Here is a 15,092-nt window from a genome sequence, read left to right on the forward strand (position 1 = left end):
TCAGGCCTTCACGAGCAGACCGCGGCGGCGCAGGACCGCGCGCTCCAGCGGGCTGAAGAAGAGCAGGTCGATCGCGATGCCGACGAGCAGGATGAGGAAGATCGCGAGGAAGATCCCCGGCATGTCGAAGTTGTTGCGGCCGTTCTCCAGGAGCTGGCCGAGGCCGAGGCCCAGGTCGGGGGAGGAGGCGATGATCTCGGCGGCCATCAGCGAGCGCCAGGAGAACGCCCAGCCCTGCTTGAGTCCCGCCAGGTATCCGGGCAGCGCGGCCGGCATCACGATGTGCCAGGCGCCCTTGAGCCCGGTCGCGCCGAGCGTCCGCCCGGCCCGCAGGAAGAGCGGCGGCACCTGGTCGACGCCGGCCACCAGGCCGTTGGCGATGGACGGGACCGCGCCGAGCAGGATCACCGCGTACATCATCGAGTCGTTGAGGCCCAGCCACAGGACGGCGGGCGCCACCCAGGCCACCGACGGCAGTGACTGGAGGCCGGCCAGGATCGGGCCGATCGCGGTGCGGATCACGCCCACCCGGGCGACGAGCAGCCCCAGCGGGGTGCCGATCGCCAGGGCGAGCAGGAAGCCGAGGAGGGCGCGGGAGACGCTGGTCCACAGCACCTCCAGGAGGGTGCCCTCCAGCCACATCGTGGACAGGCTGGCCCAGACGGCGCCGGGCGACGGCAGCTTGCCCGCGTCGGTCACCTCCAGGGTGACGAGGAGCTGCCAGACCGCCAGGACCAGCACGATCGCCAGGACCGGCGGCAGCACCTTCTTCAGCAGCACCTCGCGCACCGGGGTGCGGCGGATCTGCACGCTCTCCAGCGCGTCGAGTCCGGCCTCCAGGCCCGCGAGGTCGTCGCCCTTGCGGACGGGGGTCTCAGTGCTGGCCATGGCGGCGGATCTCCCCACGCAGTTCTTCGGTGATCTCGACGGACAGTTCCGCCACGGCGGCGTCCTCGATGCGGCGCGGCTGCGGGATGTCGATGGTCCACTCCCGCGCGATCCGGCCGGGCCGCGAGGAGAGGAGGACGACGCGCTGGGCCAGCCGCACGGCCTCGCGCACGTTGTGGGTGACGAAGAGGACGGAGAGGTTCGTCTCCCGCCAGATCCGGGTCAGCTCGTCGTGGAGCACGTCCCGGGTGATGGCGTCGAGCGCGGCGAACGGCTCGTCCATCAGGAGCAGGTCGCTGGCCTGCGCCAGGGAACGGGCCAGCGCCACGCGCTGCCGCATGCCGCCGGACAACTCGTGGACCCGCTTGCCGTACGAGCCGCCGAGCCGGACCAGTTCGAGCAGCCGCTCGGCCTCCGGGCGGCGCTCCGCCTTCGGGAGTCCGCGCAGCTTCAGGGCGAGTTCGATGTTCTTCCCGGCGGTCAGCCACGGGAAGAGGGCGTGCTCCTGGAACATCAGGGCCGGCCGGCCGCCGGGGGTCTCGATCGACCCCGCGGACGGCCGGTCGAGCCCGGCGACCAGGTTGAGCAGCGTGGACTTTCCGCAGCCCGAGGCTCCCAGAAGGGTGACGAACTCGCCGGGGGCGACATCGAGGGAGATGTCGTCCAGGACGAGCTGGCCGCCGGCGGGGCCGCCGAAGGACTTGGAGACGTGCGCGAGGCGCGCGGCGTGCCCTGTGGCGGGCGCGCTGTCCTCGGCCTTGGCGAGCGTCGTGGGCGTGGCCATGGTCGTCACCTCCTGGGTAGCAGCGGTTGGCTGGTTACTTGACGCCGAGACCGGCGTCGGCGACCTCGGGCTGTCCCTCGGCCTTGAGGACCTTGTTGAGCGCCTTCAGGTCGTAGATGCCCTTGAGGTCGGGCTGCTCCAGGAGACCGGCCTTCACCGCGTGGTCGGCCTGGGCCTGGAGGGTGGCGGCCAGCGGGTCGTTCGTGAACCGGATCGACGGCCAGGCGCCGTCGATGACCTTGGCGCCGAGCGGCTTGCCGGTCAGCTCCTTCAGCTTGGCGTTGGCCGACTCCTTGGCCTTCTCCGGGTTGGCGTTGATCCAGGCGTTGGTCTTCACCGAGCCGCGCAGCACGGCCTCCACCACGTCCGGGTGCTCCTTCAGGAACGTCTGGGACACGATGATGTTGGTGATGACGAACTTGTTGTCGGGCCACAGCGTCGACTCGTCGAGGAGGACCTTGGCGCCCTCGCTGACGAGCTTGGACGCGGTCGGCTCCGGGACCCACGCGCCGTCGATCGAACCGGACTTGTAGGCGTCCGGGGTCACCTTGTTGTCGGTGCGGAAGACGGAGACGTCGCCCTTGCCGCTCTCGGCGTCGACCTTCCAGCCCTGCTCGGAGATCCAGTTGAGGAACGCGACGTCCTGCGTGTTGCCGTGCTGCGGGGTCGCGATCCGCTTGCCCTTGACGTCCGCCAGGGTCTTGATCTTCTCCGGGTTGACCACGAGCTTGACGCCGCCGGAGGCGGAGCCGCCGATGATGCGGAGGTTCTTGCCCTTGGACTTGGTGTAGCCGTTGATCGCCGGGGAGGGGCCGATGAAGCCGATGTCGATCGAGCCGGCGTTGAGCGCCTCGATCTCGGAGGGGCCGGCGTTGAACGTGGAGACGTCCAGCTTGGTGCCGCCCAGCTCCTTCTGGAGGATGCCCTCCTGGTGGCCCACGAGCGCGGTGGCGTGGGTCAGGTTGGGGAAGTACCCGAGCCGTACGGAGTCGGCGGAGAGCTTCTCGCCCGTCGCCGCCACCTGTTCCTTGTCGTTCTTGGCCTCGGAGCCGTAGCCGCACGAGGCGAGCGCGCCGATCAGCAGAGGCAGCGTGGCGGCGGCGGCGAGGCCGCGGAGCGTGGTGGTGCGGGTGGTGGCAGGCACGGGAGGTCTTCCCCTCGGTTCAGTGGGTCTGTGGTCTGCGTTTGCGGCGGTGCGGGTGGAGCGTCGTCGCACGGCGACAGCCGTGCGCGGAGGCGGTCAGCACGCACATCGCGCGACACCTCCCCTGCCTGCGCCGAGGGCGCCGGAACCCACCCGGCCCCCTTCCTTCGCGAAAGAGCCGTAGAAGTCCTGATGCATCGTCAGAAGTCCCAGCCTTCCTCGTCCTCGATGGCCACCACGGCCTTGGCGGTGGCGAAGGACTCGCCCGCCATGCCGGCCGCCAGCGTGGTGCCGTCGGCCGGGTCGATCAGCAGGAACGAACCGGTCCTGCGGGAGTCGGCGTACGCGTCCAGCGCCAGCGGCTCCGCCGTGCGCACCCGCACCCGGCCGATGTCGTTGGCGACGAGCCGCCCGGGCTCCGGGTGCTGGGAGAGGTCGTCCAGGGTGAGCCGGGACGGGATCTCCTTCACGATCGCCTTGACCGTGCGGGTGGTGTGCTTGAGCAGCACCCGCTGGCCGACGGTGAGCGGCTGGTCCGCCACGTGGCAGACCGTCGCCTCGACGTCCTGGCTGGTCGCCGGGGCGTCGGCGCTCGGGGCGAGCAGGTCGCCGCGCGAGATGTCGATGTCGTCCGCGAGCCGGATCGTCACCGACTGCGGGGCCCAGGCGATGTCCACCGGCTCGCCCAGCGCGTCGATCGCGGTGATCGTCGACGTCCTGCCCGAGGGCAGGACGGTGATCTCCTCGCCCACCCGGAAGGCACCGGCCGCGATCTGGCCCGCGTAACCCCGGTAGTCGGGGTGCTCGGCCGTCTGCGGACGGATCACGTACTGCACCGGGAAGCGGGCGTGGCAGGCCGTCAGGTCGTGGCTGACCGGAACGGTCTCCAGGTGCTCCAGGACGGTGGGGCCGCCGTACCAGTCCATGTTCGCGGACGGCTCCACCACGTTGTCGCCGGCGAGCGCCGAGATCGGGATCGCGGTGATCTCCGGGACGCCGAGCTCGGAGGCGTACGTGGTGAACTCCTCGGCGATCGCGGCGAAGACGGGCTCCGCGTAGTCGACGAGGTCCATCTTGTTCACGGCCAGGACCACGTGCGGGACGCGGAGCAGGGCGGCGACCGCCGCGTGCCGGCGGGTCTGCTCGACGACGCCGTTGCGCGCGTCGACGAGGACCACGGCCAGCTCGGCCGTCGACGCGCCCGTCACCATGTTCCGGGTGTACTGCACGTGCCCCGGGGTGTCGGCGAGGATGAACCGCCGGCGCGGGGTCGCGAAGTAGCGGTACGCCACGTCGATCGTGATGCCCTGCTCCCGCTCGGCCCGCAGGCCGTCGGTCAGCAGCGCCAGGTCCGGCGCCTCCTGGCCCCTGCTGCGGGACGCGTGCTCGACGGCCTCCAGCTGGTCGGCGAGGACCGACTTGGAGTCGTGCAGGAGGCGGCCGACCAGGGTCGACTTGCCGTCGTCGACGGAGCCGGCGGTGGCGAAGCGCAGCAGGGTGGTGGCGGCCAGCTCGGCGGCCGGCTGCTCGGTGGACGTGCTCATGGTTAGAAGTACCCTTCGCGCTTGCGGTCTTCCATCGCGGCCTCGGACAGCTTGTCGTCGGCCCGGGTGGCACCCCGCTCGGTGAGACGGGAGGCGGCGATCTCGGCGATGACGGCGTCCAGCGTGGTGGCGTCCGAGTCGACGGCGCCGGTGCAGGACATGTCGCCGACCGTGCGGTAGCGGATCAACCGCGTCTCGACCGTCTCCGACTCCTTCGGGCCGCCCCACTCGCCGGCCGTCAGCCACATGCCGTTGCGGGCGAAGACCTCGCGCTCGTGCGCGAAGTAGATCTCCGGGAGCTCGATCCCCTCCCGCTGGATGTACTGCCAGACGTCCAGCTCGGTCCAGTTGGACAGCGGGAAGACCCGTACGTGCTCACCGGGGGCGTGCCGGCCGTTGTACAGCTGCCACAGCTCGGGGCGCTGGCGGCGCGGGTCCCACTGCGAGAACTCGTCGCGCAGCGAGAACACCCGCTCCTTGGCGCGGGCCTTCTCCTCGTCGCGCCGGCCGCCGCCGAACACCGCGTCGAAACGGTGCTGCTGGATCGCCTCGGTGAGCGGCACGGTCTGCAGCGGGTTGCGGGTGCCGTCCGGACGCTCCTTGAGGGCGCCGCGGTCGATGTACTCCTGCACGGACGCGACGTGCAGCCGCAGCCCGTGCCGGGCGACGACCCGGTCGCGGTACTCGATGACCTCGGGGAAGTTGTGCCCGGTGTCGACGTGCAGCAGCGTGAAGGGGACCGGCGCCGGGGCGAAGGCCTTCAGCGCCAGGTGCAGCATGACGATGGAGTCCTTGCCGCCGGAGAAGAGGATCACCGGCCGCTCGAACTCGCCCGCCACCTCACGGAAGATGTGGACGGCCTCGGACTCCAGCGAGTCGAGGTGCGACAGCGCGAACGGGCTGTCGGTCTCCTCGTGGACATGAGCGACGGTCGTCATGAGAGACCCCTCTCGGTGAGCAGCGCGTGGAGCTGCGCCGCCGATTCCTGCACGGTCTGGTTCTGGGACTCGATCCGGAGATCGGGGGCCTCGGGGGCCTCGTACGGGTCGTCGACGCCGGTCAGGCCGGAGATCTGGCCGGCGGCCTGCTTGGCGTACAGGCCCTTGACGTCGCGGACCGAGCAGACCTCGACCGGGGTGGCCACGTGCACCTCGACGAAGGGGGTTCCCTCGGCCTGGTGGCGCTTGCGGACCGCCTCGCGGCTGTCGGCGTACGGGGCGATGACCGGGACAAGCACGGTCACGCCGTGCGAGGCGAGCAGTTCGGCGACGAAGCCGATCCGCTGCACGTTGGTGAACCGGTCCTCGCGGGAGAAGCCGAGGCCGGCGGAGAGGAACTCGCGGATCTCGTCGCCGTCGAGGATCTCGACGCGGCGGCCCTCCTCGCGCAGCCGGCCGGCCAGCTCGTAGGCGATCGTGGTCTTGCCGGCGCTCGGCAGGCCGGTGAGCCAGACGGTGGCACCGGTCACGGGGGTCTCCAGGGGGGTGTCGGGGGTGGTCATCAGCCGTGCAGCCCGCATTCGGTCTTGGCGCGGCCGGCCCAGCGGCCGGCCCGGGCGTCCTCGCCCGCCTCGACCCGGCGGGTGCAGGGCGCGCAGCCGACGGAGGCGTACCCGTCCATGAGGAGCGGGTTGGTCAGGACCCCGAACTCCGCCACGTACGCGTCGACGTCGTCCTGCGTCCAGCGGGCGATGGGGGAGACCTTCACCTTGCGGCGCTTCTCGTCCCAGCCGACCACCGGGGTGTTCGCCCGGGTCGGCGACTCGTCGCGGCGCAGCCCGGTCGCCCACGCGGTGTATCCGGTCAGCCCCTCCTGGAGCGGCCGGACCTTGCGCAGCGCGCAGCACAGGTCGGGGTCGCGGTCGTGCAGCCTCGGCCCGTACTCGGCGTCCTGCTCGGCCACCGTCTGACGCGGGGTCAGGGTGATGACCTTGACGTCCATGACGGCCTCGACGGCGTCACGGGTGCCGATCGTCTCCTCGAAGTGGTAGCCGGTGTCGAGGAAGACGACGTCCACGCCGGGCATGGCGCGGGAGGCGAGGTGGGCGACGACCGCGTCCTCCATGGAGGAGGTCACGCAGAACCTCGGCCCGAAGGTGGCGGTGGCCCACTGGAGGATCTCCAGCGCGGAGGCGTCCTCCAGGTCGCGGCCGGCCTGCTCGGCGAGCGCCTTCAGTTCGGCGTCGGTGGTCTCCGCGCCGGCCCGGCTGCCCCGGCCGTCCTGAGCGGTCGTCATATCTCTTCCCCTCCCGTGGTCTTGTGCGAAGTCGCCGGGGCGAGGAGCCCCAGGAACCTCAGCTGGAAGGCTCGACCGCACGCGGCGCATTCCCAGGCCCCGTGGCCCTGCTCGTTCGGACGCAGGTCCTCGTCGCCGCAGTACGGGCAGTAGAACGGGGCGGCGCGCTCGCTCATGACAGCGCCTCTTCCGAGGCGCGGGCCGCCCAGGTGGCGAAGCGCTCGCCGTCCTCGCGCTCCGCCCGGTAGCGGGTGAGGACGCGCTCCACGTAGTCGGGCAGCTCGGCCGAGGTGACCTTCAGGCCGCGGACCTTGCGGCCGAAGCCGGCCTCCAGGCCGAGGGCGCCGCCCAGGTGGACCTGGTAGCCCTCGACGCGGTTGCCCTCGTCGTCCAGGACGAGCTGGCCCTTGAGGCCGATGTCCGCGACCTGGATGCGGGCGCAGGCGTTCGGGCAGCCGTTGATGTTGATGGTCAGCGGCTCGTCGAAGTCGGGGAGGCGGCGCTCCAGTTCGTCGATGAGCGCCGAACCGCGGCCCTTGGTCTCGACGATCGCCAGCTTGCAGAACTCGATGCCGGTGCAGGCCATCGTGCCGCGGCGGAACGGCGACGGCGTGACGCGCAGGTCGAGCGCCTCCAGGGCGGCGACGAGCGACTCCACCTGCGACTCGACGACGTCGAGGACGATCATCTTCTGCTCGGCGGTGGTGCGGACCCGGCCGGAGCCGTGCGCCTCCGCCAGCTCGGCGATCTTGGTGAGGGTGGGGCCGTCCACCCGGCCGACGCGCGGGGCGAAGCCGACGTAGAAGTTGCCGTCGTTCTGCCGGTGCACACCGACGTGGTCGCGCCAGCGGCCGGCCGGCTCGGCCGGGGCCGGGCCGTCGGTCAGCTTCCGCTTCAGGTACTCGTCCTCCAGGACCTGGCGGAACTTCTCCGCGCCCCAGTCGGCGACGAGGAACTTCAGCCGGGCGCGATTGCGCAGCCGGCGGTAGCCGTAGTCGCGGAAGATCGAGATGACGCCCTCGTAGACGTCGGGGACCTCGTCCAGGGAGACCCAGGTGCCCAGCCGGACGCCGAGCTTGGGGTTGGTGGAGAGACCGCCGCCGACCCAGACATCGAAGCCGGGGCCGTGCTCCGGGTGGACGACGCCGACGAAGGAGACGTCGTTGATCTCGTGGGCCACGTCGAGCAGCGGCGAACCGGAGACGGCGGACTTGAACTTGCGGGGCAGGTTGGAGAAGTCCTTGTTGCCGACGATCCGGCGCTGGATCTCGTCGATGGCGGGGGTGCCGTCGATGATCTCGTCCTCGGCGATGCCGGCCACCGGCGAGCCGAGGATGACGCGCGGGGTGTCGCCGCACGCCTCGGTGGTGGAGAGCCCGACCGCCTCCAGGCGGTTCCAGATCTCGGGCACGTCCTCGATCCGGATCCAGTGGTACTGGACGTTCTGCCGGTCCGTGATGTCGGCGGTGCCGCGCGCGAACTCCTCCGAGATCTCGCCGATCACCCGGAGCTGCCGCGTGGTCAGCCGGCCGCCGTCGATGCGGACGCGGAGCATGAAGTACTCGTCGTCCAGCTCCTCCGGCTCCAGGACGCCGGTCTTCGTGCCGTCGAGCCCCTGCTTCCGCTGGGTGTACAGGCCCCACCACCGCATGCGCCCGCGCAGGTCGTTGGGGTCGATCGAGTCGAATCCACGCTTGGAGTAGATCGTCTCAATGCGTGTCCGCACGTTGAGACCGTCGTCGTCCTTCTTGAACTGCTCATTGCCGTTCAGCGGGGTGAAGTGCCCCACGGCCCACTGACCCTCGCCACGGTGGCGCCCGGTCTTGCGGCGGGCGGCGGCGGGAGTGGGGTTTTCCGGGGTGGCGGCCATGGCGTCTTGTCCTTCGGGACTGCGAGAGGGCGGCTCTGACCTGCACACGCGCGCGCAGAACAGAGAGTGGCGCGTCAGTGCGCAGCAGGGTCGGGCAGAGAGGGAGGTGCGGCAGTGCTGGCTTGCTCAGCGCGCCGGACAGATGGCGCTGGACATGCGGCCGAGGTCGACGTGCCGCCGACTCACCAAGGCAGTTCCAGTTCCAGGCATGGCGGAAGCGTGTCACGGGACTTTGGAACCAGTCCAGCTTCGTCCGGGATGTGGACATGAACGTCTCGTTGAGTGAGACGGTGTGGTCTGGGTCACGTGAAGGGGGCCTGGGTGGGGCCCCTTTCGCGCGGTGGGAGGGGTGGGGTGGGGGTGGGGGTGGGGGTGGGGGTGGGGGGTGATCGGTGATGGGGTGGTGGTGGGTGATGGGGCGGTGGGCGCTCAGGCCCGGGCCCCCGGCCACGGTCCGGGCGTCTCGGCCTCCTCGACCGTCTCGGTCTTCGTGTCGAAGAGACGGAAGCCGCGGCGCTCGTAATTGGCCATGGCGTGCGGCCCGTCGAGCGAGCACGTGTGCAGCCAGACCCGCTTGGTCGGCTCACGGTCCGGCCAGCGTTCGGCCAGGTCCCAGGCGCGCCGGACGCCCTCGGTGAGCAGGTGGCCGCCGATGCGGCGGCCCCGGAAGGCGGGGATCAGGCCGAAGTAGACGATCTCGACGACCCCGTCGTCCTGCGGGTCGAACTCCACGTACCCGGCCGGCGTCCCCCGGTCGTACGCCACCCAGATCTCGGCGCCCGGCTTCTCCGCTATCTCCTTCCACTGCGCGTACGAGAGCGACAGCCGGTCGGCCCAGTGGATGTCGCCGCCGACCGCGGTGTAGAGGAAGCGGCTGAACTCGGGGGAGGGGACCTCGGCCCGCCGGACGACGACGTCCCCGCCCTCGGGGAGCTGGGCCGGGCGCAGGTCGTCCGGCGAGGTCTGTTCCAGGGACCAGGTGGTGAGAGTGATGCTCATGCCCTTATCGCATCATGCGGAGCGCGGGATTCCCAGGGGGGTCCGGGGGGTCGGGGGGGCGGGGGCGGAGGTCGGGGTCGGCGTGGGCCGGGGTGGGTCGCGAGCCGGGGGCAGGGGGCCGGGGGTCAGGGGTGGGGGGTGGGGGGTGGGGGTAAGGGTGTCGCGCGCGCCGCGGCGGGGGCTCGGGCCGCTGGGGCCCTTGCCGCACCGTGGAGGCGGCGTCGGGGCGCCGCCGGAGGGTGGTGGAGGTGGCGTCGGAGCGGCTTGGGACGACGCGGGGGCGACGCGGGGGCGACATCGGAGGAGCGCCGGACACGTTGTCCAGAATGTGGACGGCCGGGGCGTCGGCCCGTCCCGGACCTGCCTCAGACCCCGACGCCGGACCGGATCGCCGGAGCCGTCGAATGGGGAAGCAGCTCGTCCGGGTGCTCCGGGCGCCGCACCTCCACCGCGATCTCCTCGCGGAAGCGGTACGGGCGGTGCGCCAGGACCCCCGCGAGGGTCCGCCGCACCCGGGACATCTCGGCCCGGACGGTCACCGTCCTCGTCCGGTCCCCGAACACGTCCTCCGCCAGATCCGCCGCGGTCCGCCCGTCCGGGTGGAGGGCCAGCAGGTAGAGCAGCTCGGCGTGGCGCGGGCTCAGCTCCTGCTGCCAGCTCCCCGCCGCCCCCGAGACGGCCACCGTCCAGCGGCGCGGCCGGCTGAGGTCGAGGACCACCCGGCTCGCCGCCCCCGACTCCGCACCGGCCGGCGCCGTGTCCTCCTCCACCCGCAGCAGCCAGCCGCCGGGCAGCGGCTCCACGGCGCACATCCCCAGCGAGGGCAGCCAGACCCGTCCGGCGCCCAGCCCCTTCGGCAGGGTGATCCGGTCCGTCGGGGCGAGCCCGGTCACGGCGGCGGTCCAGCCGTGGGAGTCCACGGCGACGGCCCGGCCGCCCACCCGGCACAGGATCGGCGCGGCCACGGCCCGCAGCCGCTCGATCGTGGACCGGTGCCGCTCGCGCAGCTCCGCTTCGGCGAGCCGGGCGACCGAACCGACGAGCGCCAGCATCGAGGGGTGGAAGGTGGAGGCCGGCCCGCTGACGTCGAGGACGCCGAGCAGGCGACGGTCGCGCGGGTCGTGGACGGGGGCCGCCGCGCAGGTCCAGTTGTGCAGCGACTGCACGTAGTGCTCGGCGGAGTGGACCTGCACCGCCCGGTGGGTGGCGAGCGCGGTGCCGACCGCGTTGGTGCCGGTGGCGTGCTCGTCCCAGGCCGCGCCCTCCTCCAGACAGATGCCGTTCGCCTGCCGCAGCACCGAAGGGTGGCCCTCGCGCCAGAGGACGCGGCCGTGCTCGTCGGTGACCACCATGATCTGGAGCGAGGCGTCGGCGATCCCGGCGAGCCCGGAGCTGAGCGTCTCCATCACCTCGGCGAGCAGGGTGCTCCGCCGCCGCTGCTCCAGCTCGTCGCGGCGCAGCAGCACGCTGCTGGTGCCCTGGTCCGGGTCGAGCCCGAGCCGGGCCATCCGCCGCCAGGAGGCGTCGATCTCGGCGCGGGGCGCGATCGGAGGCGTACGCCCCGCCAGGGTCTCGTCGCGGACGCGGTGCAGCAGCCGGGCCGCCTGGACGGCGTCCATGGTGGACAGCCGCTTCATGTCGAGCCGCGTGTTGTTCATCGGTCCCTCCCCGCCACCCGGTGTGCTGTATCGGTTCTGCAGTGCTCGGGCGGATGACCGGAGCGCCATGAACCCCGTACGGCCCGCCCGAATTGTCCTCCAGAGCCCCGGCTCGCAGTGCCGAGGGTCCATCGTGCCGCCCGGAACCCCTCCATGGAGCCCGGTTCGGGTAATCCTGCAACCCTTTGCAACTCTGGCCCCGCCCCGCCCCCGTGCGTGAGGGTGATGACGGCGGGTGGTGGTGCCGTGTCGGCGCAGCACCACCCCCGCCTTCCGCGCGTACCGCCCGCGCGCCGCCCTAAGGGCCGCCGGGCCACCCCTGGGTACGCGCGGCCAAGCCCCCGCGGAACGCGACGCGATGAGCCCCGCCCGGCTCCGTACCCGCGCCTCCGCGCGATGTGACGCGGGCCGCCCCGGCGCCCCACCGGCTCCGCGCGAGCCGCCTCGGCAACCGCGCCGCGCTCCGCCCTCCGCGAGACGCGACGGGGCCGGCGGCCCGGCGCCCCACCGGCTCCGTGCTCACCCTCCGGGCGATGTGACGCGGCCCGTTTCGGCAGCGCGCCCGCCGTCCGCATCCGCGCCGTGTCCTGCCCTCCGCGAGACGCGGCTCGCCTGGCTCCGTACCCGCCCTCCGGGCGACGAGACGCGGGCCGCCCCGACTCCACACCGGCTCTGTGCCCGCCCTCTCCGGGCGATGTCACGCGGGCCGTACCGGCAGCGCGCCCGCCCTCCGCAACCGCGCCGTGTCCTGCCCTTCGTCATCGCGCCCCGCGCACCGTCCGCGTGGCTGATCTCCTTGCATTTGAACGGGACCAAGTCCCAGGCCCAAGGCCCCCGGATGCCGGGCCCCGAGCCCGGACCCCGGACGCCGGGTCCCGAGTCCGGACTCCAGGCCCCGGGCTTCAGGCCCCAACCGCAAGCCTCAGGCCCCGACCGCAAGCCTCAGGCCCCGGCCCCGGCCCCGGCCCCGGCCCCGGCCCGGGCCCCGGCCCGGGGACCCGAGTCCGGGGTCCGTGGTCCCGAGCCCGGACTCCGGACCACGGACCCCGGCCCCGGCCCCGGGCCCCGAGCCCGGACACCGGGCCCAGGCCCCGACCCCGAACCCCGGCCACCAGACCCCGGCCCGGCCCCCGACTTCCCCCCTCACGCCACCGGCCGGGCCCGTTCCACCACCGCGCGCAGGTCGAGGGTGGGCGGCAGGGTGCCGAAGGCGGCGCCCGAGTCGCCGCCCAGGCGGCCCGCGCAGAACGCGTCCGCGACCTCCGGCGGCGCCCAGCGGACCAGCAGCGCGCCCTGGAGGACCAGCGCCATCCGTTCCGCGAGGCGTCGGGCCCGCGCCTCCACGCCCTCCAGGTCGGCCAGCTCGGTGAGGACCCCGCGGATCGCACGGTCGAGACGCGGGTCCGCGCCGCGCGCCTCGCCGACCTCCCGCAGGTACGCGTCGAGCGCCGCCGGCTCCGTCCGCAGCACCCGCAGCACGTCGAGGGCCTGGCCGTTCCCCGAGCCGGCCGCCACGGAGTACAGCGGCGACTCCCGCAGCAGCCGGGGGAGCCCGGACTCCTCCACGTACCCGTCCGCGCCCAGGCACTCCCACGCCTCGGCCACCACCGGCACGCACCGCTTCGACACCCAGTACGTCGCCGCCGGCACCGCGATCCGCAGCAGCGCCCGTTCCCGCTCCGAGCCGGCGTCGGCGGAGTCGTACGCCGCCGCAAGCCGCATCCCGAGGACCGTCGCCGCCTCCGACTCGACCGCCAGGTCGGCCAGCACGTTCCGCGTCAGCGGCTCGTCGACGAGCGGCCCGCCGGACGCGGAGCGGTACGAGGCGTGGTGCACGGCCCGCGCCACCGCCTGCCGCATCAGCGCCGCCGAGCCCAGGACGCGGTCCAGCCGGGTCGCCGCCACCATCCCCCTGACCGTCCGCGCCCCGCGCCCCTCCTCGCCGATCCGGCGCGCCCACGTCGTCCCGTCGAACTCGACCTCGACGGTGGGGTTCGAGTGGTTGCCCGGCTCGTTCTCGAGCCGCTGGATCGGGAACGCGTTGCGGGAGCCGTCGTCGAGCACCCGGGGCACCAGGAAGCAGGTGAGCCCGCCGGGCGCCCGCGCGAGGACCAGGAAGGCGTCCGACATCGGCGCCGAGCAGAACCACCTGCGCCCCGTCAGCAGGTACGCGCCGTCGTCGGCCAGCGGCCGCGCCGTCGGCGTGGTCGCCCGTACGCCGGCGCCGCCCTGCCGCTCCGTCAGCCCCGTGCCGAGCAGCGCCCCCGCCTTCGAGGCGACCGGACGCAGCTCCCGCTCGTACACCCGGGAGACCGCGAGCGGCTCCCACACCGCCGCGACCTCGGGCTCCGCCCGCAGCGCCGGCACCGCCGCGTGGGTCATGGACACCGGGCAGCCGATCCCGGCCTCCGCCTGCGTCGCCACCAGGACCCCGGCGGCCCGCCGCACGTGCCCGCCGGGCCGGTCCCACGCGTCCGTCAGCCCCGCCGCCACCGCCTCGCCGAGCAGCCGGTGCCAGGCCGGGGGGAAGTCCACCTCGTCGATCCGGCGCCCGTCCCGGTCGTGGGTCCGCAGCCGGGGCGGGAAGGCGTTCGCCCGCTCGCCCCACACGCGGACCCGCTCCGAACCGGACGCCCGGCCCAGCGCCCGCAGCTCCTCGCGGGCCCCGTCGAGGAGCTCCGCGGGCAGGTGGCGGCCGACCGCCTCGACGAGGGCCCGGTCGCCGGCGAAGACGTCGTACCCCACCAGCGGAGGAGCCGGGTCCACGGCGGTGCGGGAGGGTGCTTCCATGCCGATACGGTAAGCAGGTGCAGGCAGCAAGCGAAACACCCGAACGGCCGGAGCGGCGCCCCTGGAGCAGGCTGCACCGGGCCCGCGTCCTCTACCGCAACGTCTCGAAGCGGAAGATGGTCTGGCTGCTCCTCAAGGACACCGTCAACTCGTGCATCGAGTACCGGGTCCTCGGCCTCGCCGCCGAGGCCGCCTTCTTCACCCTGCTGTCCCTGCCGCCCCTCCTGCTCGGCCTGATCGCCGTCCTCGGCTACGCCGACGACTGGACCAACACCGACACCGTCGCCAGCATCGAGGAGAACATCCTGCGGGCGGCCGGGACGATCCTCTCCGAACGGGGCGTCGCCGAGATCGCCCAGCCGATCCTCGACGACATCACCCGCGCGAAACGGCCCGAACTCATCTCGCTGGGCTTCGCCATCGCCCTGTGGTCGGGCTCCCGCGCGGTGAACGTCTTCATCGACACCATCACCGTCATGTACGGCCTCGACGGACACCGGGGCATCGTCAAGACCCGGCTCCTCGCCCTGCTCCTCTACATCGTGGCGCTGCTCATCGGAGCCGTCGTCCTGCCCCTCGCGGTCGTCGGCCCCGACCGGGTCGTCGAGCTCGTCCCCTGGGGCACGGGCGTCGTCGCCGTCCTGTACTGGCCGGCCGTCATCCTGCTCTCCATCGCCTTCCTGACGACCCTGTACCACGTCTCCGTCCCCGTTCGCTCGCCCTGGATCGAGGACATCCCCGGCGCGCTCGTCGCCCTCGCGATGTGGGCCTTCGGCAGCTTCCTGCTGCGGATCTACCTGACGAGCCAGGTCGAGGGCCCCACCATCTACGGCTCCCTGGCCGCCCCCATCGCGATCCTCCTCTGGATCGGCGTCTCCGCCTTCGCCGTCCTCGTCGGCGCGGCGGTCAACGCGGCGATCGACCGCGTCTGGCCGTCCGTCGCCACCGCCGCCGCCCGCGAGGCCAACGAACGCGCCCGCGCCGTCCAGGCGGCCGAACTCGTCGCCCGCATCCGCGCCGAGGCGGAGGACGTCGACGAGGACGACCCCGACATGCCCTCCGAGTTCCCCGAACGCTGGTCCAAGTTCCTCCCCCCGGACGACGTGAAGTCCCGCCTCCACACGGGCTGGGAGAAGGACTGAGCACTTCGCCTGTTCACCCCCGAGGGGGGTCTACGAGG

14 protein-coding genes are annotated in these 15,092 nt (G+C 72.9%); 1 reads left to right on the top strand and 13 read right to left on the bottom strand.

Going from position 1 to position 15,092, the window contains the following annotated elements; all coding sequences use genetic code 11:
* The 13 genes from ACFZCF_RS25585 to ACFZCF_RS25645 form a co-directional block, all read right to left on the bottom strand.
* Positions 1–888, bottom strand: coding sequence for an ABC transporter permease subunit (locus ACFZCF_RS25585; protein ID WP_391289027.1), 888 nt, complete (start codon positions 886–888; stop codon positions 1–3).
* Positions 875–1,672 (bottom strand): ATP-binding cassette domain-containing protein, encoded by a 798-nt coding sequence (locus tag ACFZCF_RS25590; RefSeq protein ID WP_391289029.1) that lies wholly within the window; start codon positions 1,670–1,672, stop codon positions 875–877. Before ACFZCF_RS25590 ends, ACFZCF_RS25585 begins: the two co-directional genes overlap by 14 nt.
* A gap of 34 nt (positions 1,673–1,706) precedes the next feature.
* Positions 1,707–2,816 (bottom strand): aliphatic sulfonate ABC transporter substrate-binding protein, encoded by a 1,110-nt coding sequence (locus tag ACFZCF_RS25595; RefSeq protein WP_391289031.1) that lies wholly within the window; start codon positions 2,814–2,816, stop codon positions 1,707–1,709.
* A gap of 200 nt (positions 2,817–3,016) precedes the next feature.
* A complete protein-coding gene (locus ACFZCF_RS25600) occupies positions 3,017–4,360 on the bottom strand; it encodes a sulfate adenylyltransferase subunit 1 (protein WP_388448788.1) in 1,344 nt (447 codons plus the stop codon).
* Between the two features lie 2 nt (positions 4,361–4,362).
* The gene (gene cysD, locus ACFZCF_RS25605; protein ID WP_189950047.1) at positions 4,363–5,298 is read right to left on the bottom strand and encodes a sulfate adenylyltransferase subunit CysD; all 936 of its coding nucleotides are present in this window, start codon (positions 5,296–5,298) and stop codon (positions 4,363–4,365) included.
* On the bottom strand, positions 5,295–5,861 hold the full coding sequence (gene cysC, locus ACFZCF_RS25610) for an adenylyl-sulfate kinase (protein WP_388448785.1): 567 nt from the start codon (positions 5,859–5,861) through the stop codon (positions 5,295–5,297). The genes cysD and cysC overlap by 4 nt, the downstream gene beginning before the upstream one ends.
* On the bottom strand, positions 5,861–6,595 hold the full coding sequence (locus ACFZCF_RS25615; protein WP_388448783.1) for a phosphoadenylyl-sulfate reductase: 735 nt from the start codon (positions 6,593–6,595) through the stop codon (positions 5,861–5,863). Before ACFZCF_RS25615 ends, cysC begins: the two co-directional genes overlap by 1 nt.
* The gene (locus ACFZCF_RS25620; protein WP_388448781.1) at positions 6,592–6,771 is read right to left on the bottom strand and encodes a hypothetical protein; all 180 of its coding nucleotides are present in this window, start codon (positions 6,769–6,771) and stop codon (positions 6,592–6,594) included. The genes ACFZCF_RS25615 and ACFZCF_RS25620 overlap by 4 nt, the downstream gene beginning before the upstream one ends.
* A complete protein-coding gene (locus ACFZCF_RS25625; protein ID WP_189950039.1) occupies positions 6,768–8,465 on the bottom strand; it encodes a nitrite/sulfite reductase in 1,698 nt (565 codons plus the stop codon). Before ACFZCF_RS25625 ends, ACFZCF_RS25620 begins: the two co-directional genes overlap by 4 nt.
* A 126-nt stretch (positions 8,466–8,591) precedes the next feature.
* On the bottom strand, positions 8,592–8,675 hold the full coding sequence (locus ACFZCF_RS25630; protein WP_311136957.1) for a putative leader peptide: 84 nt from the start codon (positions 8,673–8,675) through the stop codon (positions 8,592–8,594).
* Positions 8,676–8,894: 219 nt separating this feature from the next.
* Complete coding sequence (locus ACFZCF_RS25635; RefSeq protein ID WP_388448779.1) at positions 8,895–9,464, bottom strand: GNAT family N-acetyltransferase; 570 nt, start codon at positions 9,462–9,464, stop codon at positions 8,895–8,897.
* A gap of 365 nt (positions 9,465–9,829) precedes the next feature.
* Positions 9,830–11,122, bottom strand: a complete 1,293-nt coding sequence (locus ACFZCF_RS25640) for a GAF domain-containing protein (RefSeq protein ID WP_388448777.1) — start codon at positions 11,120–11,122, stop codon at positions 9,830–9,832.
* Between the two features lie 1,143 nt (positions 11,123–12,265).
* Positions 12,266–13,912 carry an acyl-CoA dehydrogenase family protein gene (locus tag ACFZCF_RS25645; protein ID WP_391289036.1) on the bottom strand — a complete coding sequence of 549 codons (1,647 nt, stop codon included), beginning with the start codon at positions 13,910–13,912 and terminating at the stop codon, positions 12,266–12,268.
* A gap of 17 nt (positions 13,913–13,929) precedes the next feature.
* Between ACFZCF_RS25645 and ACFZCF_RS25650 the strand changes: the two genes are divergently transcribed.
* Entirely contained in the window at positions 13,930–15,054 is a 1,125-nt protein-coding gene (locus ACFZCF_RS25650) for a YihY/virulence factor BrkB family protein (protein WP_388448773.1), read from the top strand.
* Positions 15,055–15,092 lie beyond the last annotated feature (38 nt).

The organism is Streptomyces sp. NPDC007945 (assembly GCF_042958885.1).
Classification (GTDB): domain Bacteria; phylum Actinomycetota; class Actinomycetes; order Streptomycetales; family Streptomycetaceae; genus Streptomyces.

Bases quoted from the DNA above. Each gene is read 5' to 3' on its own strand.
- ACFZCF_RS25585 (WP_391289027.1), bottom strand. From the start codon at position 888: ATGGCCAGCACTGAGACCCCCGTCCGCAAGGGCGACGACCTCGCGGGC.
- ACFZCF_RS25590 (WP_391289029.1), bottom strand. From the start codon at position 1,672: ATGGCCACGCCCACGACGCTCGCCAAGGCCGAGGACAGCGCGCCCGCC.
- ACFZCF_RS25600 (WP_388448788.1), bottom strand. From the start codon at position 4,360: ATGAGCACGTCCACCGAGCAGCCGGCCGCCGAGCTGGCCGCCACCACC.
- cysD (WP_189950047.1), bottom strand. From the start codon at position 5,298: ATGACGACCGTCGCTCATGTCCACGAGGAGACCGACAGCCCGTTCGCG.
- cysC (WP_388448785.1), bottom strand. From the start codon at position 5,861: ATGACCACCCCCGACACCCCCCTGGAGACCCCCGTGACCGGTGCCACC.
- ACFZCF_RS25615 (WP_388448783.1), bottom strand. From the start codon at position 6,595: ATGACGACCGCTCAGGACGGCCGGGGCAGCCGGGCCGGCGCGGAGACC.
- ACFZCF_RS25620 (WP_388448781.1), bottom strand. From the start codon at position 6,771: ATGAGCGAGCGCGCCGCCCCGTTCTACTGCCCGTACTGCGGCGACGAG.
- ACFZCF_RS25625 (WP_189950039.1), bottom strand. From the start codon at position 8,465: ATGGCCGCCACCCCGGAAAACCCCACTCCCGCCGCCGCCCGCCGCAAG.
- ACFZCF_RS25630 (WP_311136957.1), bottom strand. From the start codon at position 8,675: ATGCCTGGAACTGGAACTGCCTTGGTGAGTCGGCGGCACGTCGACCTC.
- ACFZCF_RS25635 (WP_388448779.1), bottom strand. From the start codon at position 9,464: ATGAGCATCACTCTCACCACCTGGTCCCTGGAACAGACCTCGCCGGAC.
- ACFZCF_RS25640 (WP_388448777.1), bottom strand. From the start codon at position 11,122: ATGAACAACACGCGGCTCGACATGAAGCGGCTGTCCACCATGGACGCC.
- ACFZCF_RS25645 (WP_391289036.1), bottom strand. From the start codon at position 13,912: ATGGAAGCACCCTCCCGCACCGCCGTGGACCCGGCTCCTCCGCTGGTG.